This window comes from Lacrimispora sphenoides, from assembly GCF_900105215.1.
GTDB classification, from domain to species: Bacteria; Bacillota; Clostridia; order Lachnospirales; family Lachnospiraceae; genus Lacrimispora; species Lacrimispora sphenoides_A.
Genome location: NZ_FOIP01000001.1, coordinates 469,280 through 493,644, shown reverse-complemented (window position 1 = coordinate 493,644; position 24,365 = coordinate 469,280). Strand labels below are relative to the sequence as shown.

Annotated in this window: 30 protein-coding genes and 1 tRNA gene; 29 read left to right on the top strand and 2 right to left on the bottom strand. The window is 36.6% G+C overall.

The window, feature by feature from the left end; translation table 11 throughout:
- The first annotated feature begins 573 nt into the window (after positions 1-573).
- A complete protein-coding gene (locus BMW45_RS02155; protein WP_092240352.1) occupies positions 574-1,086 on the top strand; it encodes a hypothetical protein in 513 nt (170 codons plus the stop codon).
- Positions 1,087-1,667: 581 nt separating this feature from the next.
- On the opposite strand, the gene BMW45_RS02145 is transcribed toward BMW45_RS02155, so the two are convergent.
- Positions 1,668-2,864 carry an IS256 family transposase gene (locus BMW45_RS02145; RefSeq protein ID WP_092240350.1) on the bottom strand — a complete coding sequence of 399 codons (1,197 nt, stop codon included), beginning with the start codon at positions 2,862-2,864 and terminating at the stop codon, positions 1,668-1,670.
- Positions 2,865-3,012: 148 nt separating this feature from the next.
- On the opposite strand from BMW45_RS02145, the gene BMW45_RS02140 reads away from it, so the two are divergent.
- From BMW45_RS02140 to BMW45_RS02040, 23 genes are all read left to right on the top strand, one after another.
- On the top strand, positions 3,013-3,357 hold the full coding sequence (locus tag BMW45_RS02140) for a hypothetical protein (RefSeq protein ID WP_143057003.1): 345 nt from the start codon (positions 3,013-3,015) through the stop codon (positions 3,355-3,357).
- A gap of 141 nt (positions 3,358-3,498) precedes the next feature.
- Entirely contained in the window at positions 3,499-3,621 is a 123-nt protein-coding gene (locus BMW45_RS27385) for a hypothetical protein (protein ID WP_242882872.1), read from the top strand.
- 445 nt (positions 3,622-4,066) lie between these two features.
- The gene (locus BMW45_RS28335; RefSeq protein WP_242882869.1) at positions 4,067-4,519 is read left to right on the top strand and encodes a tyrosine-type recombinase/integrase; all 453 of its coding nucleotides are present in this window, start codon (positions 4,067-4,069) and stop codon (positions 4,517-4,519) included.
- Between the two features lie 188 nt (positions 4,520-4,707).
- Positions 4,708-4,878, top strand: coding sequence for a tyrosine-type recombinase/integrase (locus BMW45_RS28915; protein ID WP_334292940.1), 171 nt, complete (start codon positions 4,708-4,710; stop codon positions 4,876-4,878).
- A gap of 500 nt (positions 4,879-5,378) precedes the next feature.
- A complete protein-coding gene (locus BMW45_RS02130) occupies positions 5,379-5,621 on the top strand; it encodes a cold-shock protein (RefSeq protein WP_092240348.1) in 243 nt (80 codons plus the stop codon).
- Entirely contained in the window at positions 5,602-6,042 is a 441-nt protein-coding gene (locus tag BMW45_RS02125; protein ID WP_092240347.1) for a hypothetical protein, read from the top strand. Before BMW45_RS02130 ends, BMW45_RS02125 begins: the two co-directional genes overlap by 20 nt.
- Before the next feature lie 64 nt (positions 6,043-6,106).
- Complete coding sequence (locus tag BMW45_RS02120) at positions 6,107-6,481, top strand: hypothetical protein (RefSeq protein WP_092240346.1); 375 nt, start codon at positions 6,107-6,109, stop codon at positions 6,479-6,481.
- A complete protein-coding gene (locus BMW45_RS02115) occupies positions 6,481-6,702 on the top strand; it encodes a cold-shock protein (RefSeq protein WP_092240345.1) in 222 nt (73 codons plus the stop codon). Before BMW45_RS02120 ends, BMW45_RS02115 begins: the two co-directional genes overlap by 1 nt.
- 15 nt (positions 6,703-6,717) lie before the next feature.
- Complete coding sequence (locus BMW45_RS02110; protein ID WP_092240344.1) at positions 6,718-6,933, top strand: hypothetical protein; 216 nt, start codon at positions 6,718-6,720, stop codon at positions 6,931-6,933.
- Positions 6,934-7,496: 563 nt separating this feature from the next.
- Positions 7,497-7,820, top strand: a complete 324-nt coding sequence (locus BMW45_RS02105) for a hypothetical protein (protein WP_092240343.1) — start codon at positions 7,497-7,499, stop codon at positions 7,818-7,820.
- 48 nt (positions 7,821-7,868) lie between these two features.
- Entirely contained in the window at positions 7,869-8,276 is a 408-nt protein-coding gene (locus BMW45_RS02100) for a hypothetical protein (protein ID WP_092240342.1), read from the top strand.
- A gap of 83 nt (positions 8,277-8,359) precedes the next feature.
- A complete protein-coding gene (locus BMW45_RS28325) occupies positions 8,360-8,602 on the top strand; it encodes a hypothetical protein (RefSeq protein ID WP_242882867.1) in 243 nt (80 codons plus the stop codon).
- Positions 8,603-8,751: 149 nt separating this feature from the next.
- A complete protein-coding gene (locus BMW45_RS28320) occupies positions 8,752-9,126 on the top strand; it encodes a hypothetical protein (protein WP_242882864.1) in 375 nt (124 codons plus the stop codon).
- A 420-nt stretch (positions 9,127-9,546) separates the two neighbouring features.
- Positions 9,547-10,197 carry a hypothetical protein gene (locus BMW45_RS02090; protein ID WP_092240341.1) on the top strand — a complete coding sequence of 217 codons (651 nt, stop codon included), beginning with the start codon at positions 9,547-9,549 and terminating at the stop codon, positions 10,195-10,197.
- Between the two features lie 16 nt (positions 10,198-10,213).
- Positions 10,214-10,702 carry a hypothetical protein gene (locus BMW45_RS02085; RefSeq protein ID WP_092240340.1) on the top strand — a complete coding sequence of 163 codons (489 nt, stop codon included), beginning with the start codon at positions 10,214-10,216 and terminating at the stop codon, positions 10,700-10,702.
- 688 nt (positions 10,703-11,390) lie between these two features.
- Positions 11,391-11,903 (top strand): hypothetical protein, encoded by a 513-nt coding sequence (locus BMW45_RS02075; protein ID WP_092240338.1) that lies wholly within the window; start codon positions 11,391-11,393, stop codon positions 11,901-11,903.
- A gap of 444 nt (positions 11,904-12,347) precedes the next feature.
- Positions 12,348-12,587 carry a hypothetical protein gene (locus tag BMW45_RS02070; RefSeq protein WP_092240337.1) on the top strand — a complete coding sequence of 80 codons (240 nt, stop codon included), beginning with the start codon at positions 12,348-12,350 and terminating at the stop codon, positions 12,585-12,587.
- A 219-nt stretch (positions 12,588-12,806) separates the two neighbouring features.
- Positions 12,807-13,760 (top strand): hypothetical protein, encoded by a 954-nt coding sequence (locus BMW45_RS02065; RefSeq protein ID WP_092240336.1) that lies wholly within the window; start codon positions 12,807-12,809, stop codon positions 13,758-13,760.
- A 315-nt stretch (positions 13,761-14,075) separates the two neighbouring features.
- Positions 14,076-15,188, top strand: a complete 1,113-nt coding sequence (locus BMW45_RS02060; RefSeq protein ID WP_092240335.1) for a ParB N-terminal domain-containing protein — start codon at positions 14,076-14,078, stop codon at positions 15,186-15,188.
- A gap of 295 nt (positions 15,189-15,483) precedes the next feature.
- Entirely contained in the window at positions 15,484-17,184 is a 1,701-nt protein-coding gene (locus BMW45_RS02055) for a hypothetical protein (protein WP_143057001.1), read from the top strand.
- Between the two features lie 48 nt (positions 17,185-17,232).
- The gene (locus BMW45_RS02050; protein ID WP_092240333.1) at positions 17,233-17,574 is read left to right on the top strand and encodes a hypothetical protein; all 342 of its coding nucleotides are present in this window, start codon (positions 17,233-17,235) and stop codon (positions 17,572-17,574) included.
- Between the two features lie 73 nt (positions 17,575-17,647).
- Positions 17,648-17,833, top strand: coding sequence for a helix-turn-helix domain-containing protein (locus BMW45_RS02045; protein WP_092240332.1), 186 nt, complete (start codon positions 17,648-17,650; stop codon positions 17,831-17,833).
- A 73-nt stretch (positions 17,834-17,906) separates the two neighbouring features.
- A complete protein-coding gene (locus BMW45_RS02040; RefSeq protein ID WP_242882859.1) occupies positions 17,907-19,088 on the top strand; it encodes a tyrosine-type recombinase/integrase in 1,182 nt (393 codons plus the stop codon).
- A gap of 184 nt (positions 19,089-19,272) precedes the next feature.
- On the opposite strand, the gene BMW45_RS02035 is transcribed toward BMW45_RS02040, so the two are convergent.
- Positions 19,273-19,344 (bottom strand) — tRNA-Arg (locus tag BMW45_RS02035).
- A 112-nt stretch (positions 19,345-19,456) separates the two neighbouring features.
- On the opposite strand from BMW45_RS02035, the gene BMW45_RS02030 reads away from it, so the two are divergent.
- From BMW45_RS02030 to BMW45_RS02010, 5 genes are all read left to right on the top strand, one after another.
- Positions 19,457-20,221: a hypothetical protein gene (locus BMW45_RS02030; protein WP_092240331.1), complete on the top strand. Its 765-nt coding sequence runs from the start codon at positions 19,457-19,459 to the stop codon at positions 20,219-20,221.
- A 64-nt stretch (positions 20,222-20,285) separates the two neighbouring features.
- Entirely contained in the window at positions 20,286-21,335 is a 1,050-nt protein-coding gene (gene queA / locus BMW45_RS02025; RefSeq protein WP_092240330.1) for a tRNA preQ1(34) S-adenosylmethionine ribosyltransferase-isomerase QueA, read from the top strand.
- Between the two features lie 54 nt (positions 21,336-21,389).
- Entirely contained in the window at positions 21,390-22,073 is a 684-nt protein-coding gene (locus BMW45_RS02020) for a redox-sensing transcriptional repressor Rex (RefSeq protein ID WP_025231496.1), read from the top strand.
- On the top strand, positions 22,070-22,990 hold the full coding sequence (locus tag BMW45_RS02015; protein WP_092240329.1) for a LysR family transcriptional regulator: 921 nt from the start codon (positions 22,070-22,072) through the stop codon (positions 22,988-22,990). Before BMW45_RS02020 ends, BMW45_RS02015 begins: the two co-directional genes overlap by 4 nt.
- Before the next feature lie 124 nt (positions 22,991-23,114).
- Positions 23,115-24,305, top strand: a complete 1,191-nt coding sequence (locus BMW45_RS02010; protein WP_092240328.1) for an iron-containing alcohol dehydrogenase — start codon at positions 23,115-23,117, stop codon at positions 24,303-24,305.
- Positions 24,306-24,365 lie beyond the last annotated feature (60 nt).

Below are 24,365 nucleotides of genomic sequence, written 5' to 3'. Positions count from 1 at the left end.
AATTCAATAAGAAATTATGAGTCTCGGGCAGATGGGATATATTTGAATAGAAGGAAAATTACAAATTAGTGAATGATTAAGGGCGGGTGATACTTCGCTCTTTTTGCAGTTAGAATATAAAATGGAAAGGTAGGAAATAGGTTATAGAAAAAATGTAATAAAGCCTATTTACAGGAAATTTGATCATCCTGCTGCTGCTTTTGCCGTATATAAGAAATATAAAGAAAATGCCATTAATGATATGGCTGAAAAGTATAAGGGCATGATACCGGATAAAGTATATCATGCTATGATGGAGTGGAATTAAAATTGACGATTGACTATGTGATATAATGAATAGGAAGTATACGTATATAGGGGATAGGAGCATAGATCTCGCTCTATGACGGAAATTGTTGTATTAGAGTCAGTTTTTAATTAAATGAAATAATTAACGCTTAAGCAGAAAAACGCGGCGAAAATTGCAAAAACATTTATTAGAGTGACAATATGATAAAATAAGTATAATGCACAAGCAATGATGGCATTACAAGTAACCAAATTAAAGAAGTCCTTAATAAATATGGATATGAAATGTCATCTGTTACGCCGGGACAAGAGACAAAAACATTTTCTTCGGTTTACGAACTTGAAGCTTATCTGCAGGCGTTGCAAGGTGCTGAAAATAGCGAATATAAAGAAGTAGTAAAAGTACCGCGTGCAGTAAACGTACCACGTGGAATTGCAAGGGCAGGAGCTTATCAGGACACCCATACTTTCAGTTGGTATAATCCATTTGCTGGCTTTGATGGTATTACATTATTGTGCTGGAGTAATGTTGATATGACATATTCATATGATTATGTAAATGGCTGGCCGAAGTATTCATCAATTGATTCTGTCACATCATATTTGACAGGTATTCACACAACAACTTGGAGTCAGACATCATATTCGCGTAATTTTTATACAGATACTCATGCAAATGATTCTGTGAAAACAACAGTAAAGGGTACTTATACATTAGGTATCGCAATTGCTGACTATAATGTAGGAGCTACGAGGAAAGGCACATGGACCGTAAAATTAACATTAGTTCCAGAATGAAATTTTTAATCTTCTTTATAGTTATAAGTTTGCTTAGACTTTTTATATCATTAATGAGTAAGAGGCTGTTTTTAGTTGGATTTCCACTCGTTTTTTTAAAAGTATATAATAGTATGCAATTAATTCAGAGCCGGATATCTTTTAATGTATTGTATTTTCTGTTAGATTTATTGATTTTGTACATTATATTCAAGTTGGTTCGTATAATGATACAAAAGATCAAAAGTGTTTAGTTTATTTACATTCTTGTTACAAAAAAAGTATAAGCAGGTTTGGTATTGAAAATCCCTTGTAATGTGGGGAATGATATGATTAAGAGTTACAATGCAAAGTTCCATAAAAGACAACATAGGTTTATCGGGCTATGACAGAGTGGTAAATTGAAATTAATGATTAAATTTATAGACATATTGGATATAAATATCTGATATGCCTATTTTTTTATTTTGATAATACTAAACGGTGGATTGACTCGTGCAGTTATCCAGGGTTTAGGGAAAAGATAATTAAGAGGAGACTCATTGTGGGGTAGTGTCAAATATTTTTCGCAAATTCTTTTTTTGCCGTTAGGTAGCCGGTAGTTAACCGGCTATGATATCAGACTTTTTCTGGATATCCATTTCTCGGAGATGGTTCATATTCATATAGCGTTTGATTCCCCACTGGGTTCCCGCTACGTGACGGAGCCTGGCACATACTAGCATTAAGGCACTCTGACCATCGGGAAAAGCCCCGATCGCTCTTGTCCTTCGTTTGATCTCACGATTGAGACGTTCGATCGTGTTATTAGTTCTGATTCTTGTCCAGTGCTGAAATGGGAAATCCATATAAGACAGGGTTTTTTCAATACCATCTTCAACTTTTTTGGCAGCTGATGTTAGCTTCATTTCACGTAGTTTTTCTGCTACCTGTGCAGCTTTTTCGCGAGCAGATGATTTACATTCCTGGGAATGAATGGCTTTTAGCATCATAGATACTTCCTTCATTTTGTTCCGGGGTGTTACGGAAAAAATATTACGGTAGAAGTGAACGGTACACCGTTGATACATAGCTTCTGGAAATACTTCTGGAATGGATTCCAGCATTCCAAGGCACTTGTCGCCGACAATGAGGCGGACTCCTGAAAGCCCACGTTCTTTTAGCCATATAAAGAATGTCTTCCAGCTTTCTCGATCTTCTTTCATTCCTTCAGCAGCACCTATGATTTCGCGACAACCATCTTCATTGACGCCGATGGCGACCAGGATTGAGACGTTCTGGATCTCACCTCCCCAACTTCGCTTTAGGTAGACGCCATCAACATAGACATATGGATAAGAACTGGTAAGTTTGCGGCTTCGCCATGTTTCAATGTGCTCATAAGCTTTCTTATTTAGGTTACTTATTGTTCCAGGAGAAACTTTGGTTCCCCATAATGCCTCGGTGATGTCCTCAACGCGGCGAACAGAAACACCCGCAAGATACATTTCAATGAGTGCTTCTTCTACAGAGCATTCTCTGCGACGATAGCGTTCGATGATGGCGGTTTCAAACTGAACCCCCTTTAGCTTGGGCATCTTTAGGTTGACCTCGCCAGATGTGGTTTGAAAGTTTCGGTTGTAATGGCCGGAACGATACCCTTTGCGATCACCCGAGCGCTCATATTTTTCAGCATTGACGAGTTCATCTGCTTCATGATCGAGCAAAGCATTGAGGGTTTCCTCAACGCTGTTGCGTACTAAATCTTTCAATTCATTATGGATAAGTTCCTGATTTAATTGTATAATGTTATCAGACATGTTCTATAGCCTCCTTTGATGGGTTTTGTGTGGTAACTTAATTCTACCAAACGGCTATAGACCATGTCTATTTATTATGAAATTGAATTTGCGAAATTAATTATACCTTATCCATTGTGGTCTCCTTTACTGATTGGGGGGGGAGGAAATGATGAATACAATAGAAGCCTGTTATCAGATATATAAGGATATTGAGAAAATGATAACAGAAAAAATGAAACATATTCGATATGATAAATCATTTCGCGCAACTGTAACTAAAAAAGTGAATAATGATATATATAAGGTATCATATAAAAATGTGGAATACAGAGTGAAGTCGTACTATGATTTAGTTGTGGGTGATTTAGTATGGGTGTGCGTCCCAAGTGGAAATTGGGATTCGTTGTTTGTAAAAAGTTGTGATACGATAGGAAATACTATTAATTCATTGAAAAATCATGAGTTTCGGGCAGACGGAATATATTTGGAAGGTGCAAAAATTACAAAGTAGGCGAGTTATAGTAGGGCGATGTTGATACTTCGCTATTTTTGCATTTTGAAATATAAATTGAAAGGTAGGAGATAAGTTATAAAAAAAATGTATTACAACAAAGCTGATCTACAGGAAATTTTTAGCTTTGGAAGGAATAAGATGAAAAAGTTTTTAGATAAAGGAATTTTGCCAACGGTACAAGTAAACAAGGAGTATATGATTACAAAAGAGGCTCTTGATGATTGGTTCAAGATAAATTCTGGAAAAACTATTAAAATCTGACTTATTTTGATAAAATATGAGCATAGTCAAATTGATTGTCTATGCTCTATTATTTTGGAAAGGATTCGATATAATGAGCGATATGCAAACAAAAAGAAGAGATAAAGGTGAAGGTTCAACAAGATTAAGGAAGGATGGACGATAAGAATACCGCTATGTAGCAGGAAAAAGAACAGACGGAAAGGCACTATACAAGTCATTTACTGCTAAAACTGAAAGAGAACTTAAACGTAAAATTAAGGAATATAATGAGGACAGGACAAAATATACTGTAAAAGCAGAAGCCACATCCTTTCGCGACTATGCAGAATTTTGGATGAGAACAGTAAAATATCCTATATTAAAGCAGGTATCATATGACCGTCTTGAGCAGACATACAATATTGTTTGTAATTACATAGGCCGTATTCAACTTGGAAGTGTGTCCACAGAGGATATTCAGGTCATGAAAAATGATTTATCAGCTACAAAGGCGTATTCTACTGTTAAGAAGCATTATGAATTTGTAAAAGGAGTATTCCAGTATGCTTATAGCTTTCAGAAGATAGCCTTTTATCCTTGCCATGCTGTACAATTGCCAATTGAACGAAACATGAAAGTAAAAACAAAAAAGACAGAAATTCTTCCAGAAGTTATTACTGACAAAATGTATGAGTTTAATAATACATTACGGGAGAGTAATAATCAGTTCTTTAAGCATATGCCTGTCCTGCTGCTGATTTTAAACACTGGAATGAGAATTGGTGAAGCTTTGACTTTGGAATGGCAAGATATTGATTTTGATAAGAGGACTTTAAGGGTAAATGAAACCTTGACTAAAGCGAAAGAACGAGACAAAAGCGGTTCTGTTGTGGGAAAGCAAAAGAAGACCTTCAGTGATATTACGAAAACGGAATAGGGAAATCGGCTGATACCTTTGAATGACATGGCGGTATCTCTTCTAATGCAGATACAGGATTATAATAGAAGAAAGAAGATTAAAACGGATTATGTAGCAGGTACTGCTGATGGTGGTTATGTTTCTGAACGAAATATTTTGAGAACGTTTAAAAGTGTTCTTGAGGCAGCGGGGCGGAGGATTATACGATTCATGCACTCAGGCATACATTTGCTTTTAGGCTGTTAAAAGCCGGAACAGAGATAAGTGTTGTCAGTAAACTCTTAGGACACGCCGCTATCAATACTACATACAGCACATATATCCACTTTTTGAATGATCAGATGACAGATGTAATGTCTGGTATCACTAAGGTTTAGAGATGGTTTCTTGACCACTTATCTGACCACAAAACTGACCACTTATCTTTCAGTAAAAATCAGTAGAAACCAGTTAAATCCGGGAAATTAAGGATTAGCGAAAAGCTGAAAAATACGAGAAAGTCCTTATAAAATAAGGCTTTTAAAGGAATAAAAATTGACAAATAAAAAATGCACCTGATAGGAATCGAACCTACGGTTAATTATCAAAAAAACAACGTATAATCAACGATTAGACATAGGCAATGATCGATTTGACCCATTATTGCCCCATTATCAATTTGGACATCTAAATAAGTCTATATGCTTGTATGTAAAATATGAGTATGTGGGCTTATTTTAGTGCCTTAAATTGCAAATGCAATATCCCCCTCCCATAGCTTCAGATGCTTATATGGACATTCTGGTGCGTCAGAGGGGCATTTATAACGGCACTAACATATGATACTAGCAAACAGTAATTTTATAGTGACACAAAATAAAAATATGGAGGACAGGCAATGTTTGGAAGAGTAACAAAGTATTTTGAAGACAAGGGGTATGGTTTCATTCGTGGTGAGAATAATCAGACGTATTTTATTCATAACTCAAAGTTAAACGGTGAGCAAGTTGAACGTGGTTATTTGGTATATTTCGATGTGTATTCCGACGATAGAGCAGATAACAAAGCTATGAATATTTCAGTGATTGAAGCCACAGAGAGGAACGGGAGAAATAACAGATATGGCAAAAAGGGTAAGTAATATGAATGAATTGGCTGCTGCTTTACAACCGGCTATGCTAGGAATGGTTAATGAGATGGAAGAAAGAGTCTATCAAACCTTGAATTACTTCTTGCAAGAATATTACAACAGCTATGATCCAGAGTATTACAGAAGAGCATATAACTTTCTTTATTCGGCGGTAAAAATTGAGCCTAAGAGAGTTGGAAACAAGGTAGTAGCATCTGTATATATCGATTATGACTCAATGGATAGTTATGTTGCTGCTACTGGTTATCAGGTTGCTACATGGGCAAATCAAGGTTTACATGGCGGTTTAGATGTGGGGAATAACACTCCTCATGTATGGGACGACACAATTGAAAATACCGTTGACAATGGAGAACTTTTGAGATTGGCAGCCGCATATTTGAAAAGTGAAGGATTTTCTGTACGAGGTTAGAAGAATATAAATGCAGACATGGCATGAAATTAAGAAAAGATTAAATCACAGGAGGTAATTAAAAATGAATAAGAAAACACATGATCATGGCTTTACTGTTAAGAAAGCTACAGAGCAAATCTACAAAAGAGAGGACAATACATATAACAGGAAGACTATCGAAAAAGTATTGAAAATGTATGCAGAGGAATGTATGGAAACATTAATAAATGGTGGAAAGATTAGTATTAAGGGTGTAGGCACGATCCGTCCCAATATCATACATTCTGTGCATTGTGGACTTCCGGTAATGAAGAGTAGAGAAGAGAGCGGAGAAGATAGTTCATATACAGTCGCAAGACTGAACATTTGCACTAGCGATATATTAAAGGAACAATTAAAAGAAAGATTAAGCGAAAACTTAAAAAGGGGAATTGATGGATTGAAAGGGGAAGAGTAATGATTGGAAGAGTGACCAGATATTTTGAAGAAAAGAGATATGGTTTTATTCGTGGAGAGGATAACAAAACATATTTTATCCATGCATCAAAATTAAGCGGTGAGCATATTCAACCGGGATATTTGGTATTTTTCAACCCCTTTTCTAATGATAGAAGCGATTATAATGCAAAAGACGTTATTGTGATTGATTCAACTGAAAACGCTAAAAATAGGAATTAATAGGAGGTATACATATTGGAGTTAAAAGACAGAGTAAATTATGGCGCTATGTTGAAAGTTGTATATGAAGCTAAAATGGTATCTAGGAAAGATTTAGCGGATAAGAACCTTGTCGTGCCATATCACGATAGATTAAACAAGGAAATAGAAGCTAAAGCATATACCCCCTTTTTCTCTACAGATTGTGGAAATGGATATATGAGGTTTGAATATTTTAAGGATAATATGTAATAATCAGTATTTGTAATTCCTAACTGGTGGGAAGTAAAAGAAAACCAGTATCAGAGTTCGAGAATAAATCTATTTTGACGGGCTTAATTCTAAGCTGGTCAATTCTAACTCACGGTGCAATTTTGCACAATGAGATTCTATGTGCTTGTCAGGTTCTATTGGAACCTAAATCAATTCAGCACACTTATTCCCATTGATGAAGAATGAAAATAAGTAAAAATAGAATATGAACGACTTATAAGGAGGCTCCCAGAATTGGGAACGTCCTATTTGCTATGCGTTGAAGCGAATTTTTGCTTGAGTGATTAAAACCGATACAGTCGGTTTAGATGCCATAGCAATTTTCTTGAATCTTTGATTTATAAAAAGGGTAAAATGATTCATCTGTAATGGAAGAAGATGAACTAGGACAAAGGAAGGACGAAATTATTATGTTGAAATTATTTATAAGTAAGGCAGTGGAACTTGATGAAAAAGAGTTGGCAGTATTATCAGTTCTGAATGGATTGCATTGCAGCTAACATGATTATGTATCTACATCAATAATTCTAATAGCATATGAGATGACTGGAAAATGGGTTGATATTCGTAACAAGAATAGGCGTTTATATAATAACATAAAGATAGGTATTCAATCGCTTGCTGATAGAAAATTAATTGAAATCATAGATCAGAATAATGATAATTACATAATTTCAAACAAAGGACTAGAAGTTGATACAGAAAAGGAACATTTTGTAATTGTGAAATCTTGGGAAATGCAAAAGATATTTACAGAATCCAATAAGCCTTTTAATGTATTTGTGTTCTTTGTATACCTGATGGGAACGATTAATAATCAAACAAAAGAATGGCATATGTCACAAGATGATATGGCCGCTTCTTAGGGAGCCAGTAAGCGTACTATAAATGATTATCTGGGACAATTGGAAAATATGCAACTTATATATGTATATAGGCACAGAAAGCGTAGGGCAGACGGTACATATCATAAAATAAATAATTCTTATGGTAGATATGTGGATAGAGATTATATTATTGCAGAAGCACAAGGATATGCGAATTCGGTTGAGAGTGAAGATATTTGCGAGAAATTGGACAGAAGATCGATAAAACTTAGGTATAATGCATTCTGTACTGGTGCAAAGAAATATAAGGATAATCTTGTTGGGGTCTATGACTTATATAACGAGTGCTTAAAATATAATAAATCATTAGAGTTTAAGCCTATAATTGGTACATATGATGGTGAGTGGAAGCAAGGTGAATTATTGGATTTATCAGTGTTTCCAGATGAAGCAAAGGTTAAAAATTCACAGTGGGGTATAGACGACCCTTTGTAAATTAATATTGAAATGAGTGACGAGACAGTATGAGTTTTTCGTATTGTCTCATTTATTATGCTAAAAGTAAGGAGATTTAAGCAATGACCAAAAAACAAAAATTACAAGAAAGAAAATCATATAGAGAGTATATCACGATTGCGGATAAAAGGGTTCTTGATACAAAAAAATCCGGTATAGAACTGATTGCAGATGGTGAAGTATTTGTACTTGTAAACAAAACATATAATTACTGGATTTCAAATCATGGCAGACTTACAAATAACCTTAGAGGATATTTCCATATGCACAAAGGCGGTAATGCACATTATACCCTTTCTGCTTGAACGGTATATATAATCGCTGCTATCGGACAACTGAAAGCAATTCTGGTGCATATTATGAAAAGGCTACAATGTGTGACCAGTGGTTAAATGACAAGGAAACGTTTGTTGAATGGTACAATGCAAATTACTATGAGTGTGAAGGGGAATCCATGGCAGTTGATAAGGATTTATTGTATCCTGGCAACACAGAATATGCTCCAAATAAATGCTGTATTTTACCGCAGACGATTAATACTATGCTGTCTAATTGTAAGAAACATAATATGCCTAAATGGAAAAAATCAAGTGACTTGCCTCTTGGTGTTAGGTATAGCACAAGTATGAAAATGTATTATGGGGAAATTACTCCGTATGGGCATGATGAGGTTATAAGATTGTCTTATTGGGATACACCAGATGAAGCATTTGAGGAATATAAGAAGATTAAACAGGCTGATATTTTGATTATGGCTGCTAAATATAGGAATAAGGTTCCAAAGTATGTTTATGATGCTCTGCTGAAAGTGGAAGTGAAACCATGTTAATTGGTGAGTATAGTAAATGACAGAAATTGTAGTATTAGAATCTGAATTTAAAAACAATTAACGCCTAGGAAGAAAAGCACCACGGAAATTGCAAAAATATTTTTTTGGAAGAGAATTGTGGCATAATTCATCATTGTGTGTTAGACAACACTAATTTTCCAATACTATAGGTGAGTATAATTGTCTTTTTGAATACAATTCTGTTCAAGGAGATAAGGCAATTATATATTATTATTTTTGTAGAAAGAGGTGATTCCAATGAATTAAAAAATCAAGCATGATTTTTTAAAAATCATTTTTACAAAAAGTCTATCAAAAAGGAGGGAAATTAAGGCACAATAAATTAGAAAAAATTTAACTTATGAATTGAAATAATATTGCAATTTCATCTAAAAAGAACTAAAATTTGGAGGTAATGATATGAAAAAAAGAAACCACAAAAAATACATAGCCCTTTTACTTGCAAGCTTAATGACTATAAATTCAGGTATTACAGCTTTTGCTCAAAATTATACTGCAAGTTCTGGTTTTCAGAGTGAATCTAAGACCTCCGGAAGCGTTATTATAACTAAAGATGGAGTTATAATTAATGGCGTATATTATACAAAAGGTGAATTTACAAATTTACTTAATCAGGCCATTGAAATAAGTGGTTCGAATAATGATATACAACCACGAATGGCTATTGCGGCAGGAGTATATTTTATTCCTGGAATTGGAGAGATTGCAATTGCTGCTACAGGGGCTATAGTCGTAGCTGGCGTAACGATAGCAGTAGGCTCATGGTTATATAACACTATTACTGATTGGCTTAATGATTCTGACGCTCGCAAAATCGCCAAAATAAAAGGTAAAATTCCTGCAAGGGTAAGAGATGACAATGGGGATGTGGACTTGGGAAAATTTGACCAAAAGGTTAATGGAAAAGGTAAAGTTGCTTATAAAGAAAAAGGCGGCTGGACGATTGAGAAAGATACTGCCGGTCATGGAGATAGAAAATGGAAGCTAAAAGACAAAAAAGATAAAAGAGTTGCTTCATTAGGAGAAAATGGGGAGGTACTTGCGGATTGATGAGGTATAATATTTTATGTATGAAATAATAGAATCACTTCAAGAATTAGATGAGTTATACTATATTGATTTTATCCCATATGAAACATCTGACGTGCATTTTTTGGAATTAGAGGAATATTTCGAAACCACTTATCTTCCTTTATATGCAGAAAAAATATCCCGTATTGCTTTAAAGTTGATTTATTTCTTTCACAGTGAGATTTATTTGACTGAATCTTCAAGACCTGTTGAGATGGAGTATGAGATTTTTTTTGATGTAAATATCCGGCACAGTTCTCCGGATAAATTAGCATATATAATAAAGAAGATTGTATCATTAGATTTTTCTTCGGTACAGATTCTTTTTTCAGAGCCTCAGTTTCTTATGAGTATTAATGGTGGATTTTCAGTTAATTTTTATGGGCCAACTGATGAAGTTGTTCAGCTATTACAGAAATTGGTTTCGCAGGAGGGATTATTTTTGAAATATAGAAACTCTACTGGCGTGAAATTGTTAACGTAATATAAAGTTTAGCGAAGATAAGATTGATGCCCTAAAAGGGCTTATTGCTCTTTCCGAGCCGTAAATGGAACGCTTTGCAAGACAATAGAAATACATCATAAGATACTATAAGAAAAGGCTAGGAGTTTAACGCTCCTGGCCTTTTCTTTTACTGGATTATTATCATAATGTAAGTATGAATAAATACTATGATGTTACATTATGTGGCACTAAAGATTTGATCAAATTGTCTTATTGGGATACACCAGAAAAAGCGTTTGAGGAATATAAAAAATTTAAACAGGCTGACGTGTTATTGATGGCTGCTAGATATAAGAATAAGATTCCAAAGCATATTTATGATGCGTTGCTGAAGGTAGAAGTTAAACCATATTAATAGATTAGGTATAGTATTTTCGGGAATTGTTGTATTAGAGTCGGTATTTAATTAAATGAAAATAATTAACGCTTAGGAAGAAAAATGCGACCAAAATTGCAAAAACATTTACTCGAAGTGGTAATGTGGTATGATGCAATTGACATAATATACTTGAATGGTCTGGTTTGATATAGACTGGCTCTTTTATATGAGCGATACAAATGTTGAAAGAAGGTGATTCCAATGGTGTAAATAAAATTTGCATTTTATTCGTGCAGAAAAATTAATTTGATTACATGCAAATAAGTTTATTTAACGAAAGGGGATTGTATGAAAAAAATAACAAATTTTATTATAACTCTTGGAGCCATTGCATCTATCACAATATGTAGTAGTATAATTTCTATGGCTAATACTGAAATTAGTTTAAACACAAACATGGAAACGGGAGCAGAACTAAAGGCAGCTGCATCAAAACACGTATATCAAACAGGTACAAAATCAAAATCAACTTCATATGGCACTGCTTCTGTGGATTACAAATTTAGTGGTAATTACACGTATGATCTTAATTCTGGAGAAATCCTGAGTGCTTATGGAGCGCGGTTAGATGAGTTTACTTTTAATCCCCCGCCAGCAAGCAACGGGGCGCCTAATCCGGACTTTTGGTCTTTTGAAGCTTTGGATACAAGATTAACGGCAAGTGTGATAGATAAAGGAGCAAGAGCAAAATACACTATTAGCTTTACTCTCAAGGCTACTTATCTTGAAGGTGGTGCAATTGCAACAAGCAAAACAATATCGATTCCAGTTACAGATACGTTATATGCATATGCTGAATAGGAGGGACAGTCTATGAAGAAGATTAATTTATTCTTTTGTAGCATTTTCATGGCACTTTTACTGTGCTCAAACGCATTTGCAAATAACGAAGTTGAAGTGAGTCAAGTAACGTTTGAACAGTTTATTATACCTTATTTTTAAGAATATAATAATACGCAAGTATTTGACCACGCAGGTAATAACATAACACAAGAGTTCTTTGCAAAAAACACACCATATTATCTGGCGGGTGATTTTGATTCAATTAAGAAATATTCATATGCAAAAGTCGGACTCTTCAAGGCTTCTAAAGAAAGATTCGTTTCTACCAGAGGGTTTAATGAGACGAGATATATTGAATCCTATGAAGCCTCATATATTAATTATTCAAATGGATCAGCTCATGCAAGTGGTTATGTAAAAACAACAATAGGAGGAACTTATGTCTATGATCCAAACTCTGGTATGATTGCTAGTGCATATAATCCTGTTGTTAAAAGAGTCGAATTTGAAGATTTTAGAGAGTGGAAAATGTCATATAAAAACTTAACTACAAGGGCTTCTATTTCTCCAGATAAATTTTATGCGATATTCTCTGCAACGATGACGATTACTGGTAAATATGAATATGGTGGTATTATTTGGAATGAAAACATGGGAGCCATAACGGCTACCGTACGTGGAGATGCATCAGGAGTTAAGTAGCAAATATAATTTACAATGGTATCTCAAAAGAAGTACTATTAGTTTGGAGAATTATTTTTGAGATACCATTGTCTTTGAAATAATCCGGGCTGACAGAGAAGGATGCAAAATAACTGGTCATCAAGTAGGGTAAGGTTTATCGAAAATAAAATTCCAAACTAACGCTAATCTGAATAGCTAAAAGCTTTACACTATCATATGTTAATAGAGAGGTCGCTTATGAATTATGAAAAAAGTATGATAAGGAAAAAAGAATGGCTATTCTTTGTTCCCTTTTTTGCTATATCGTTATTATCAGGTAAACTGGTATCCTTAAATAATATTACAAAGTCAGACTCATTAAATAAAGCAGTTATAGGGCTGGAGTGGCTTTTTTGTATTATGCTCATTGCTGCAGCCATCTATGGAATTTACAAATTGATAAAAAAAGATTATACGCTGGAAAAAATGTGGCTATTTACTGGAATTTTTATATTGCTTCAATTTGTATGCGTATATCAATTTGAGTTATTATTGAAATATTATAACATAGTTTTAAATAACGTAGTGTTTCATGATATTATGGCAAGCCATATGTTCTCTGCCCTATATGTAATTTTTTTAACATATTACGTAATAAAGAGTAAGAATAGCAAAACAAAAAATGGCTTATCCAAGGTTGATATAATGGTTTTATTCCTGTTATTATTGCCTACTTTTTTACGAAGTATAAATCTTTATATATTAAGAGAAGTTCTTGAGGGGGCGAGGAGCCAAGGGCTAACCATAATAACACAGGCCTTTTTCACGGAAGATATGCGATATTCCGAAAAGGCGGATATAGCTGAAAAGATTATGGATCATTTAATGCTGAGAAACACCTATATAGACCTTCTTTTTTCAATTCTGATGTATGGAACCATTTGTGTTGGCGGAATTGCTTTATTTAGAGAGAAGATTACCTATCAAAAATATCTTGCATTGGGTGGAACTTTTATTATTGTACAATATTTAGGAATAACATATTTTGATAAAATGCTAAACTGCTTCAATAACTCCTTTTATACAGCCAATATCAACATATTGTATCATATAGTACTGAATTATTCCTATCCTTTGTTTTATATAATTCCTTTGGTACTATATTCTGTAAAAAAAATATATTCTCACCGAGTGGTGAAAAATGAAGGTTAAATTGACAACATGTAGTGATCTAATTAGAAGACTGATATTCGGAAAGCTCTATTTTTATTATTTATGGTCTAAATATTGAAAATGATTCTAGATTTGATATTTTATATGATTATGTAAATGGCTGGCCGAAGTATTCATCAATTTATTCTGTTACTTCATATTTGACTGGCATTCAATAACAATTGGGACTCAGACGTATTGGTAATCAAATATATAGGCATATTGGATAGAAATATCTGGTGTGCCTATTTTTTTTATTTTATTGGTGTGGTATGATTATGTAGCATAACAGGATATAATAGGGGGGATAATAATTTGATTAAATATAAAGATAAAGATAAATTTGAGATATACAAAGATGATTTGTTAAGATATATTAAAAGAAATGATAATTCATATATTGAATTTATGAGAAAAAATGGCAATCCATTTACTTATCTTGAAGAATTTAGAATTAAAAATTTCGCTTACGGTAAACTTAAAATTCAATCTCCCTATTATGACGAGATAAATATAAATGAGATAACAAGTGCTAATTCTGATGCAATTTTAGATAATAATTTTCCAAGAGTAATTAATTCTATTCAATATATTTTAAATGATGAATGTGAGCCTATATCCTTAATAAAATTTAAAGATGGATATTATATTGAAAATGGTAAGCATCGTTATTTTGCTCATGTTTTATTAGGTAAAGAAAAAATTCCAGCTTCAATACAAATTACTGATGGTATTGATGAAAATATTAATAATGATATGATATCTATAAGTAGACCTTTTAGACATGGGTTAGCGTACCCAGAAAAAGCATTAGAATTCTTTTATAAGTATAAATCTATGTTTGGCAATGTTCGATTAATAAAAATGCTCGACGATAAAATGATAATTGAGTTAAATACTGACGATATTATAACTTTTAATGGTTGCTGTTTATCAGGAAGTGATAATCGAAGTGCCAGAGTTACATATGAAATTATCAAACAATGTGGATATAATATTAATATTGAATACATACAAAAACATAAAACATTTGTACTAGAGGACAAAAATGATGCTCATAATATGAATTTTAATTGTAGTAATGATATTAGTACAGTAAATGATGTTATAATTCCCAACTTTAAAAATATAATTGATTTTTTATCAAAAGAGAAAGAAAAAGAAACGACTTTAGTAGTAAAATTTTTGTGTGCTCATAAAAGATTTAACCAAATGCCAACTAATTTATCTCCAGGTGTTTCTTCTATATTGGAAATCGGCAATAAAGTATATTATTTGATTGTGCTAATAGGAATACCGGGCACATTTAATGATGAGGAATCTATATATATCATAGAAGGAAATAAGGAATTTGATAACTTGGCTTTACGATTTATAGCCACATTTCCAAAACATAGCAAAGAATACAAGCAATTAGTTCCTTTTTGAATTAACCAATCTCGTTTATCATTTGCTTTTCATTTGGATATTTTGTAATAAGTATATGAAATATTAATTAAGTTCGGAAAGGTCTAAATTTTAACGTATTGTGTGGGAAGAACAGATAGGTACTTTACCACGATGATGCATTAGCTTAGAAATGTAAATTACCCCGGGGTGCACCAACCTACTACTGTAGGGGTCTACAGTCTGGCAAGAACTTTATGACCAATTGCAAAATATCGACTCTGCCACAGCTTCCATGTTGACCAATTTACAAAAGTGGAACGAAGAATTGTTGAAGATGCCATTAGACAGCATCAATACATATTCTGATAGTTTACAGAAAGTTATTGCTGGATTAAACGGAGTGAAATCAGAACTTGATTCTGCAAGTTCGGCTATTACCACGGCAATTTCTGACAAGATTAATTTATTGGAAGAGGAACAAAAGATTGCTGCTGATGTGCATCAGGCGGAAATCGATGCTTTGCAGGAAAAGGCTGATTTACTAGAGAAAACCAATGAAAAATTGAAGTTACAGATGTCATTGGAACAAGCTGAATATAACCTTGCAAGGTCTCTGTCTCAAAAAGTAAATAAAGAAATCCGAAATGGAAAAGATGTATATGTTGAGGATTATGATGCAGTAAGGAAGGCGAAAGAAGATAAAATCGATGCCCAATTTAATATCGATAAGTATAATCTTGAACAGCAGATAGAGGACGCAAAGACAGCCCTTGATAATTTGAATGACAGTTACCAGGATCAGATAAATGCGCTTGAAGAAATTAGCAAGAAGTACTCTGAAATACGTTCAGATGCCGAAAAAATATCAGAGGTAAATTTAGCAACTTCTCTATTCGGTGAAGGCTTTATTGAAAAGGTATTATCCGGTAATGATGCAGAGATATATGCTACTCTTACATCCTTATACCAGACTAATGCAAAACAGCTTGACGAATATCAAAAACAGGCAGATTCTACAGCAAATATTCAATCTCTTATAGAAAACTACATCGATTCATACAAAAACGGTACTATTACTTACGAGCAAGCCATGACCAAAATCAACGGTCTTCTTTCCCAGATGAATGACTCAATGTCTGCTATGGATAATTTGCAAAATTTATATGACTATTTAGGGACAGTAAATGGTGTTGGTGCGGATGCGGATAGTATTCTTAATGGAATAAAAGACGGTTTATCTGTAACTGCCGATGAACTAGTCAAATCTCTTGAACAGTACAATAAAAATGCTGGAATGATATCGGAGCATACTTCTAGCTGGGAACAGCTTACTAACAATGTATCATCTATGCTTGATGTGTTGAAGCAGGTTCGTGATAACCTAAGAAATGCTTTAGATGATTATGATTCAGGCGACGATGATGAACCATATGACAAATCTAGAGGTAAAGGTTGGGGAACCGGTGATGCAAGCAATGGGCCTGGTGTAGAGAAACGTGCAGACGGAATCAAAAGGGGCGCTATTGGAACAGCCTCTGATAATGACAGAGTCAATATGATTATGTATTTGTCTACCAACGATCTAAAGGATGGTGAAACCCCAATTATTGCCCATGAAGGTGAAGTAGTATTGAATTCAGATCAGCAGGAACAATTGTCGGATAATGTTGATACATCTTCTAGTTATGATATTGAAAAAATATTGAATAAGCATGGTTTGAATAAATTTGAGTCAGAAGAAGTTCCAATACTTGCTCATGAGGGAGAGGCTATATTTCAGGAAGGACAGCAGAAGGCGTTTATGGATAAGATGGCTAAGTTTGCGGAAATGAATATTTTTCGGCCTAATATAAATGTACCTGATTATAGCCGTATTCTAAATCAAATGACAGTAAGAGAATCTACTCCAAAGCAAGAGATTAATTTTAATGGAGGAATTAATATTCAGGAATGTAATAACACTGATACCCTTGCTAAAGAAATACTAAACGGTGGACTGACACGAGCAGTTATTCAAGGTCTAGGAAAAAGATAATACAGAGGAGGCTCTTCGGAGCCTTCCTTTTCGATTGGGAGGTAAATAATGAGAGCAATAGATGCCTGTGATCAGATGTATAAGGATATTGAAAAGATGATAACAGAGAAAATGAAACATATTCGATATGATAAATCATTTCGCGCTACTGTAACTAAAAAAGTGAATAATGATATATATAAGGTATCACATAAAAATGTGGAATACAGAGTGAAGTCGTACTATGATTTAGTTGTGGGTGATTTAGTATGGGTGTGCGTCCCAAGTGGAAATTGGGATTCGTTGTTTGTACAAAGTTGCGATACGGTAGGAAAGAAGATTGGTTCATTGAATAATTATGACTTTCGGGCAGATGGAATATATTTGAATGGAAGGAAAATTACAAATTAGTGAATGATTAAGGGCGAGGGTGATACTTCGCTCTTTTTGAATAAAAAAATTCTAGAAAGGCAGGAGATACACTATAGAAAAGACGTATTACAACAAAGCTGATTTGCAGGAAATATTTGGCTTTGGACGGGATAAGATGAAGAAGTTTCTGGAAAAGGGAATTTTACCAACTGTACGAGTAAATAAGGATTATTTAATTTCGAAAGAAGAGCTTGATGCATGGTTTAAGAAAAATGCTGGAAAAGCTATTAATATATAACCACATTTGATAAAATAGGAGCATGGTCAAATTGATTGTCTATGCTCTTTGATTTTGGAAAGGATTCAGAGTTATGGAGATGACAACAAAAAGAAGAGATAAAGGTGAAGGCTCTAAAAGATTAAGAAAGGACGGCAGATATGAGTATCGTTATGTAGCTGGTAAAAGACCGGATGGTAAAGCACTATACAAGTCTTTTTCTGCAAAAACCGAAAGAGAATTAAATCGTAAAATTAAGGAATATAATGAGGATAGGACAAAATATACTGTAAAAGTGGAATCCACATTTTTCCGGGACTATGCCGAATTTTGGATGAAAACAGTGAAATATCCCATATTAAAGCCGGTGTCATATGATCGACTTGAACAGACGTATAATACAGTCTGTAATTACATAGGTTGGATTCAGTTAGGTAATGTGACCACAGAGGATATACAGGCCATGATAAATGATTTATCAGCCACAAAGGCATATTCTACGGTAAAGAAGCATTATGAATTTGTAAAAGGGGTTTTTCAGTATGCCTATAACTCTCAGAAGATAGCCTTTGATCCATGCCCCGCCGTTCAATTGCCAATTGAGCGCAACATGAAAGTAAAAACCAAAAAGACTGAAATTCTTCCAGAAAACATAACTGACAAAATGTATGAGTTTAATAATACATTACGTAAGAGCAATAATCAGTTCTTTAAGCATATGCCTGTCCTGCTGCTGATTTTAAACACTGGAATGAGAATTGGTGAAGCTTTGGCTTTGGAATGGAAAGATATTGATTTTGATAAGAATACTCTAAAGGTAAATAAGACCTTGACCAAAGCGAAAGAACGAGACAAAAGCGGTTCTGTTGTGGGGAAGCAGAAGAAGACCTTTAGTGATATAACGAAAACGGAATCGGGAAATCGGCTGATACCCTTGAATGACATGGCGGTATCTCTTCTGATGCAGATAAAGGATTATAATAGAAGAATGAAGATTAAAACGGATTATGTTGCAAGTACTGCTGAAGGTGGGTATGTTTCTGAAAGAAATATTCTGAGAACGTTTAAAAGTGTTCTTGGAGTAGTGGGAGCAGAAGATTATACTATTCATGCGCTCAGACATACGTTTGCTTCAAGACTGTTAAAAGCAGGAACAGAGATAAGTGTTGTCAGTAAACTCTTAGGACACGCCGATATCAATACTACATACAGCACATATATCCACGTTTTGAATGATCAGATGACAGATGTAATGTCCGGTATCTCTAAGATTTAGAGGTTGATCTTTCGCCCCATTATGCGCCCCATTATTGACCCATTATCTTTCAGTAAAAACCAGTAAAAATCAGTAGAAACCAGTAAAAGTCAGTAATTTGGGTAATTGGCGAAAAGCTGATAAATACGAGAAAATCCTTATAAAATAAGGCTTTTGAGAGGCTTAAAAATAGGTAAAAAAAGAATGCATCTGATAGGAATCGAACCTACGCACGCGGCTCCGGAGGCCACTGCTCTATCCACTGAGCTACAGATGCATCTTTTATATTCTACTATAGATTCTTTTAAAGCGCAATAGTATTTGTTGATTTTTGTCTGTTTTTTTGTTAGAATAAAAAGGAGATTGATTCTCCAGGAGGTCAAGCCCATATGAAGGACTTAATTGAAAAATGGAAGAAGGTTTCCAAGGAAGAAATCAGACGGCTGCTGAAATTTTTGTTTTTTCCCTTGGCAGCAGTTATACTGATTTTTGCCGTTATTGTTTTGGATAAGCCCGAACAGACAGGAAATGAATCGGCTAATGTATCCACAGAAGCAGTGGATCCATCGGCAGGAGAGGCTGAGGGTACGCCATCAGAGTCAGCAAAGGAAATCACGCTGCAGGAAGAGGCCATACCGGCGATTCATGATTTGATGGAAGCTTACTTTAAAGCCAGGAAGACCTGTGATATAGAGGCTCTTTCAAAGGTATTTGGCAACACCTATTCTGAAGAGGCTATGAGAGAACAGGGAGCCAGAATGGAAGAGGAAGTGAAATTCTACCAGAGTTTTGAAAACCTGGTATGCTATACGGCGACTGGATTGGACGAGGGCGATTACGTGGTATATGCCAGATTTGATATCAAATTCCGTCAGGCGGAAACTTTAGCGCCCAGCATGGTTGTATGTTATGTTAAAACAGCAGCAGATGGAAGCTATTATCTGGTTGCAGATACCAGCACAGAACAATCTGAATTTATGGAGAGAGCAAACCAGTCTGAGGCAGTGCAAAAGCAGGCAAAAGAGGTAAACGGCGGTCTTGAGAATGCTTTGAAGTCTGACGAAAATCTTCTGGCTGTCTATCACATTCTGATGGATGAGAAGGAAGAGCCGGAGGATACAACTGATTCAGGCAGCCAACCAAACAATACGTAAAACAGATGCTTCTCTGCGTGGCACCCTGCAGAGGAGCATTTTTGGTAAAGGAGAAAGCAAGTTTATGAACGTTAGGGACTTTTATTTTGATCTGCCGCAGGAGTTGATTGCCCAGGACCCCCTTGAGGACCGTTCTGCATCCAGGCTTCTGGTCTTAGATAAACATACGGGAGAGATTCAACACAGGCATTTTAGGGATATCCTTTCCTTTTTGCGGAAAGGGGATTGTCTGGTCATTAATGATACCAAGGTCATTCCGGCCAGATTGTTTGGAGTGAAAGAGGGAACAGAGGCTAAGATCGAAATCCTCTTATTAAAGAGAAGAGAGAATGACATTTGGGAAACCCTTGTAAAGCCGGGAAAAAAGGCAAAGGTGGGAACCGTGATCACCTTTGGAGAGGGCCTGTTAAAGGGAACCGTGATCGATGTGGTAGAAGAAGGAAACCGGTTGATCCAGTTCTCCTATGAGGGGATTTTTGAAGAGATACTGGACCGTTTGGGGCAGATGCCTCTGCCGCCTTATATTACCCACCAGTTAAAGGATAAAAACCGTTATCAGACGGTTTATGCAAAGCATGAGGGTTCAGCAGCGGCGCCTACCGCAGGGCTGCACTTTACAAAAGAGCTGTTAGAGGAAATCGAGGATATGGGGGTATCCATCGCCCATGTAACTCTTCACGTTGGGCTTGGAACCTTTCGTCCGGTGAAGGTAGATGAGATTGAAGCGCATCATATGCATTCTGAATTCTATATTATAGAAGAAGAAGAGGCAAAGAAGGTCAATGAGGCAAAGCAAAATGGGGGCCGCATTGTCTGTGTGGGAACGACCAGCTGCCGTACGGTGGAGTCTGCTTCCACAGACGAGGGGATATTAAAGGCAGGAAGCGGATGGACGGAAATCTTCATTTATCCCGGATACCGTTTTAAGATTCTGGATTGTCTGATTACGAATTTTCACTTGCCAGAATCTACGCTGGTAATGTTGGTATCCGCTCTTGCAGGGAGGGATCATGTGCTTCATGCCTATGAGGAAGCCATTAAAGAGCGTTACCGTTTCTTTAGTTTTGGCGACGCTATGCTTCTTACGGACCTTCGTTACGGAGGGGAATCTTAAGGACTGGAATGCAAGAGTACTGATGTTAAGGGAGAATGGAGAAGGTGTATGCTTATGGAAGAGAAAAAAAACTTGGTAGGAGGCATATCCAGGAAGACACTGGAGCGTCTTCCAATGTATCATCATTATCTGGAACGGAAATACAGGGAAGGGACAGAGACTATATCAGCGCCTGCCATTGCCCTGGATCTTCAGCTTAATGAAGTCCAGGTGCGCAAGGATCTGGCAATGGTAGCAAAAACAGCTGGAAAGCCCAAATTGGGATATGTGGTGAAGGATTTAATCAGAGACATGGAAGAGTTTTTAGGGTTCCATAATACGAACCAGGCGGCTCTGGTAGGAGTCGGATCCCTGGGAAAAGCCTTGCTGTCTTATAAAGGGTTTGAGCAGTACGGAGTGGAGATTGTCCTGGCCTTTGATTCCGATGGAAGAAGGGTGAATACAAAAACTGGAGGCAAACCGGTATTTCCCATGGACAAGCTGGAAAATCTCTGCAGGAGAATGAACATTCACATCGGCATCATCACGGTCCCGGCGGAATATGCCCAGGAGGTATGTAACCGTCTGGTAGGCGGCGGTGTAAGGGCCATATGGAACTTTGCTCCCACCCACTTAACCGTGCCTGACCATGTTCTGGTGCAGAATGAGAACATGGCTGTGTCGCTGGCGGCTCTGTCCAAATATCTATATGAGGTGGACAAGGAAGGCGGGCAGTGGACGGAGGAGGAAGATAATTGAATACTGTATTGTTACAATATGCCGTGGAGGTGGAAAAAACAGGTTCCATAACCAAGGCGGCTGCCAACCTCTACATGGACCAGCCTAATTTAAGCAAGGCGATCAAAACCTTAGAAGAAAGCCTTGGCGCTCCGATTTTCAGACGGACGTCCAAGGGCGTGATTCCTACGGCAAGGGGAAGGATTTTTCTGGAGCATGCCAGAAATGTCCTGGACCAGATTGAAAAGATGGAACATTTATATAAACCAGATCAGGTGGGAGGGGTGGAATTTTCCCTTTCTATGCCAAGGGCAAGTTATTTAAGCCTTGCATTTTCCCGGTTTATCCGAAGCCTGGAGAAGGAAGAGGGAATGAATGTATGGCTGCGGGAGACAAATTCTGCAGATACCTTAAAGGATGTGGAAACCGGAGAATATAATCTGGGTATTATTCGGTATCAGTCGTCTTCAGAAGGATACTATGCCCAGGCAGCAGCGGCAAAGGGCCTTTTACTAGATCCGGTTTTGGAATACTCCCTAAGGCTTCTCATGTCCGAACATCATCCCCTTGCAGGGAAAAAGGAAATCATGGGAGAAGACTTGCTGCCTTATATTGAGATTGCCCATGGTGACGGACCATCTGGCCGCCGGGAGAATTTTGAAAAGAAAGGAAAGGTTCCGGAATCTCCAAAACATGTTTACGTATTTGAACGGGGAAGCCAGTTCGACCTTTTGGAGGAAGATCCTCACACGTATATGTGGGTCTCTCCCATGCCGGAAGAGCTCCTTACAAGGTACGGCCTGGTGGAGCGGCAGTGCAAAAAAAAGACTGGGACATACCAGGATGCGCTGATCTACAGGAAGGGGTATTCGTTTACGGACTGGGATAAAGGGTTTCTAAACCAGCTTGAAACAGTGAAGAGTATTTTTTTAGAATAAGAATGTTAAATATATATCAGTATTTATATACTGATATATATTTTTTTACCTTTGTATTTCCTGTCTGTTTGAGCTACAATACAGCTATAGCAAAGAACTGGATACTCACAAGGAGGATTATACGATGGCTAGATTTACATTACCGAGAGACCTATATCACGGGAAGGGCGCCCTGGAAGAGCTTAAGAATATAAAAGGAAAAAAGGCGATCGTGGTTGTCGGCGGCGGTTCCATGAAACGTTTTGGATTTCTTGACAGGGTGGTGGCATGCCTGAAAGAAGCCGGAATGGAAGTAAAGCTGTTTGAAGGAGTAGAGCCGGATCCCAGCGTGGATACGGTGATGAAGGGTGCAGAAATGATGCGTGAATTTGAGCCGGATTGGATCGTTGCAATCGGCGGCGGATCTCCTATTGATGCGGCAAAGGCAATGTGGGCATTTTATGAATATCCTGAAACCACATTCGAGGACTTATGCATTCCCTTTAATTTCCCGACTCTGAGAACAAAGGCAAGATTCTGCGCCATTCCGTCTACTTCCGGTACGGCAACCGAGGTAACGGCATTCAGTGTTATTACGGATTATAAAAAAGGAGTGAAATATCCGCTGGCAGATTTCAACATCACACCGGATATTGCAATCGTTGATCCGGACCTGGCTGAGACCATGCCTCAGAAGCTGACCGCCCATACTGGTATGGATGCCCTGACTCATGCGGTGGAAGCTTACGTATCAACCCTCCATTGTGACTACACCGATCCTCTGGCTCTTCATGCTATTAAGATGATACATAATGACTTAATTGATTCTTATAACGGGGACAAGGAAGCCCGTGCCCGTATGCATAATGCCCAGTGTCTGGCAGGAATGGCATTCTCCAATGCCCTTTTAGGCATTGTTCATTCCATGGCCCATAAGACAGGCGCTGCTTATTCAGGGGGACATATTGTCCATGGCTGCGCAAACGCCATGTACCTGCCAAAGGTAATTAAATTTAATTCAAAGGTTCCGGAGGCTGCAAAGCGTTATGCAGATATTGCCCGCTTCATTGATTTGAAGGGGAATAATGATGAGGAACTGGTTCATGCATTGATCGCAGAGATCCGTTCCATGAACGAAAAGCTTAATATTCCTGCTTGTATTAAGGAATATGAAGGCGGAATCATTGACGAAGCAGAGTTCAATGATAAATTAGGGACAGTAGCAGAGCTGGCAGTAGGTGATGCATGCACCGGCTCCAACCCAAGACCGATCACGTCCGCTGAGATGGAGAAACTGTTATCCTGTTGTTACTATGATAAAGAGGTAGATTTTTAAATAATCTCCAGTATATGAATGCAATGTGTGCAGCAGGCGCAGAACCCTTTGGTTTTGCGC

What these genes read in the sequence shown, in the direction of transcription:
- BMW45_RS02155 (WP_092240352.1), top strand. Translation starts at nt 574, where the DNA reads ATGTCATCTGTTACGCCGGGACAAGAGACAAAAACATTTTCTTCGGTT.
- BMW45_RS02145 (WP_092240350.1), bottom strand. Translation starts at nt 2,864, where the DNA reads ATGTCTGATAACATTATACAATTAAATCAGGAACTTATCCATAATGAA.
- BMW45_RS02140 (WP_143057003.1), top strand. Translation starts at nt 3,013, where the DNA reads ATGATGAATACAATAGAAGCCTGTTATCAGATATATAAGGATATTGAG.
- BMW45_RS27385 (WP_242882872.1), top strand. Translation starts at nt 3,499, where the DNA reads ATGAAAAAGTTTTTAGATAAAGGAATTTTGCCAACGGTACAAGTAAAC.
- BMW45_RS28335 (WP_242882869.1), top strand. Translation starts at nt 4,067, where the DNA reads ATGAAAAATGATTTATCAGCTACAAAGGCGTATTCTACTGTTAAGAAG.
- BMW45_RS02130 (WP_092240348.1), top strand. Translation starts at nt 5,379, where the DNA reads ATGTTTGGAAGAGTAACAAAGTATTTTGAAGACAAGGGGTATGGTTTC.
- BMW45_RS02125 (WP_092240347.1), top strand. Translation starts at nt 5,602, where the DNA reads ATGGCAAAAAGGGTAAGTAATATGAATGAATTGGCTGCTGCTTTACAA.
- BMW45_RS02120 (WP_092240346.1), top strand. Translation starts at nt 6,107, where the DNA reads ATGAATAAGAAAACACATGATCATGGCTTTACTGTTAAGAAAGCTACA.
- BMW45_RS02115 (WP_092240345.1), top strand. Translation starts at nt 6,481, where the DNA reads ATGATTGGAAGAGTGACCAGATATTTTGAAGAAAAGAGATATGGTTTT.
- BMW45_RS02105 (WP_092240343.1), top strand. Translation starts at nt 7,497, where the DNA reads ATGACTGGAAAATGGGTTGATATTCGTAACAAGAATAGGCGTTTATAT.
- BMW45_RS02100 (WP_092240342.1), top strand. Translation starts at nt 7,869, where the DNA reads ATGCAACTTATATATGTATATAGGCACAGAAAGCGTAGGGCAGACGGT.
- BMW45_RS28325 (WP_242882867.1), top strand. Translation starts at nt 8,360, where the DNA reads ATGACCAAAAAACAAAAATTACAAGAAAGAAAATCATATAGAGAGTAT.
- BMW45_RS28320 (WP_242882864.1), top strand. Translation starts at nt 8,752, where the DNA reads ATGGCAGTTGATAAGGATTTATTGTATCCTGGCAACACAGAATATGCT.
- BMW45_RS02090 (WP_092240341.1), top strand. Translation starts at nt 9,547, where the DNA reads ATGAAAAAAAGAAACCACAAAAAATACATAGCCCTTTTACTTGCAAGC.
- BMW45_RS02085 (WP_092240340.1), top strand. Translation starts at nt 10,214, where the DNA reads ATGTATGAAATAATAGAATCACTTCAAGAATTAGATGAGTTATACTAT.
- BMW45_RS02075 (WP_092240338.1), top strand. Translation starts at nt 11,391, where the DNA reads ATGAAAAAAATAACAAATTTTATTATAACTCTTGGAGCCATTGCATCT.
- BMW45_RS02070 (WP_092240337.1), top strand. Translation starts at nt 12,348, where the DNA reads ATGATTGCTAGTGCATATAATCCTGTTGTTAAAAGAGTCGAATTTGAA.
- BMW45_RS02065 (WP_092240336.1), top strand. Translation starts at nt 12,807, where the DNA reads ATGAATTATGAAAAAAGTATGATAAGGAAAAAAGAATGGCTATTCTTT.
- BMW45_RS02055 (WP_143057001.1), top strand. Translation starts at nt 15,484, where the DNA reads ATGCCATTAGACAGCATCAATACATATTCTGATAGTTTACAGAAAGTT.
- BMW45_RS02050 (WP_092240333.1), top strand. Translation starts at nt 17,233, where the DNA reads ATGAGAGCAATAGATGCCTGTGATCAGATGTATAAGGATATTGAAAAG.
- BMW45_RS02040 (WP_242882859.1), top strand. Translation starts at nt 17,907, where the DNA reads ATGGAGATGACAACAAAAAGAAGAGATAAAGGTGAAGGCTCTAAAAGA.
- BMW45_RS02030 (WP_092240331.1), top strand. Translation starts at nt 19,457, where the DNA reads ATGAAGGACTTAATTGAAAAATGGAAGAAGGTTTCCAAGGAAGAAATC.
- queA (WP_092240330.1), top strand. Translation starts at nt 20,286, where the DNA reads ATGAACGTTAGGGACTTTTATTTTGATCTGCCGCAGGAGTTGATTGCC.
- BMW45_RS02020 (WP_025231496.1), top strand. Translation starts at nt 21,390, where the DNA reads ATGGAAGAGAAAAAAAACTTGGTAGGAGGCATATCCAGGAAGACACTG.
- BMW45_RS02010 (WP_092240328.1), top strand. Translation starts at nt 23,115, where the DNA reads ATGGCTAGATTTACATTACCGAGAGACCTATATCACGGGAAGGGCGCC.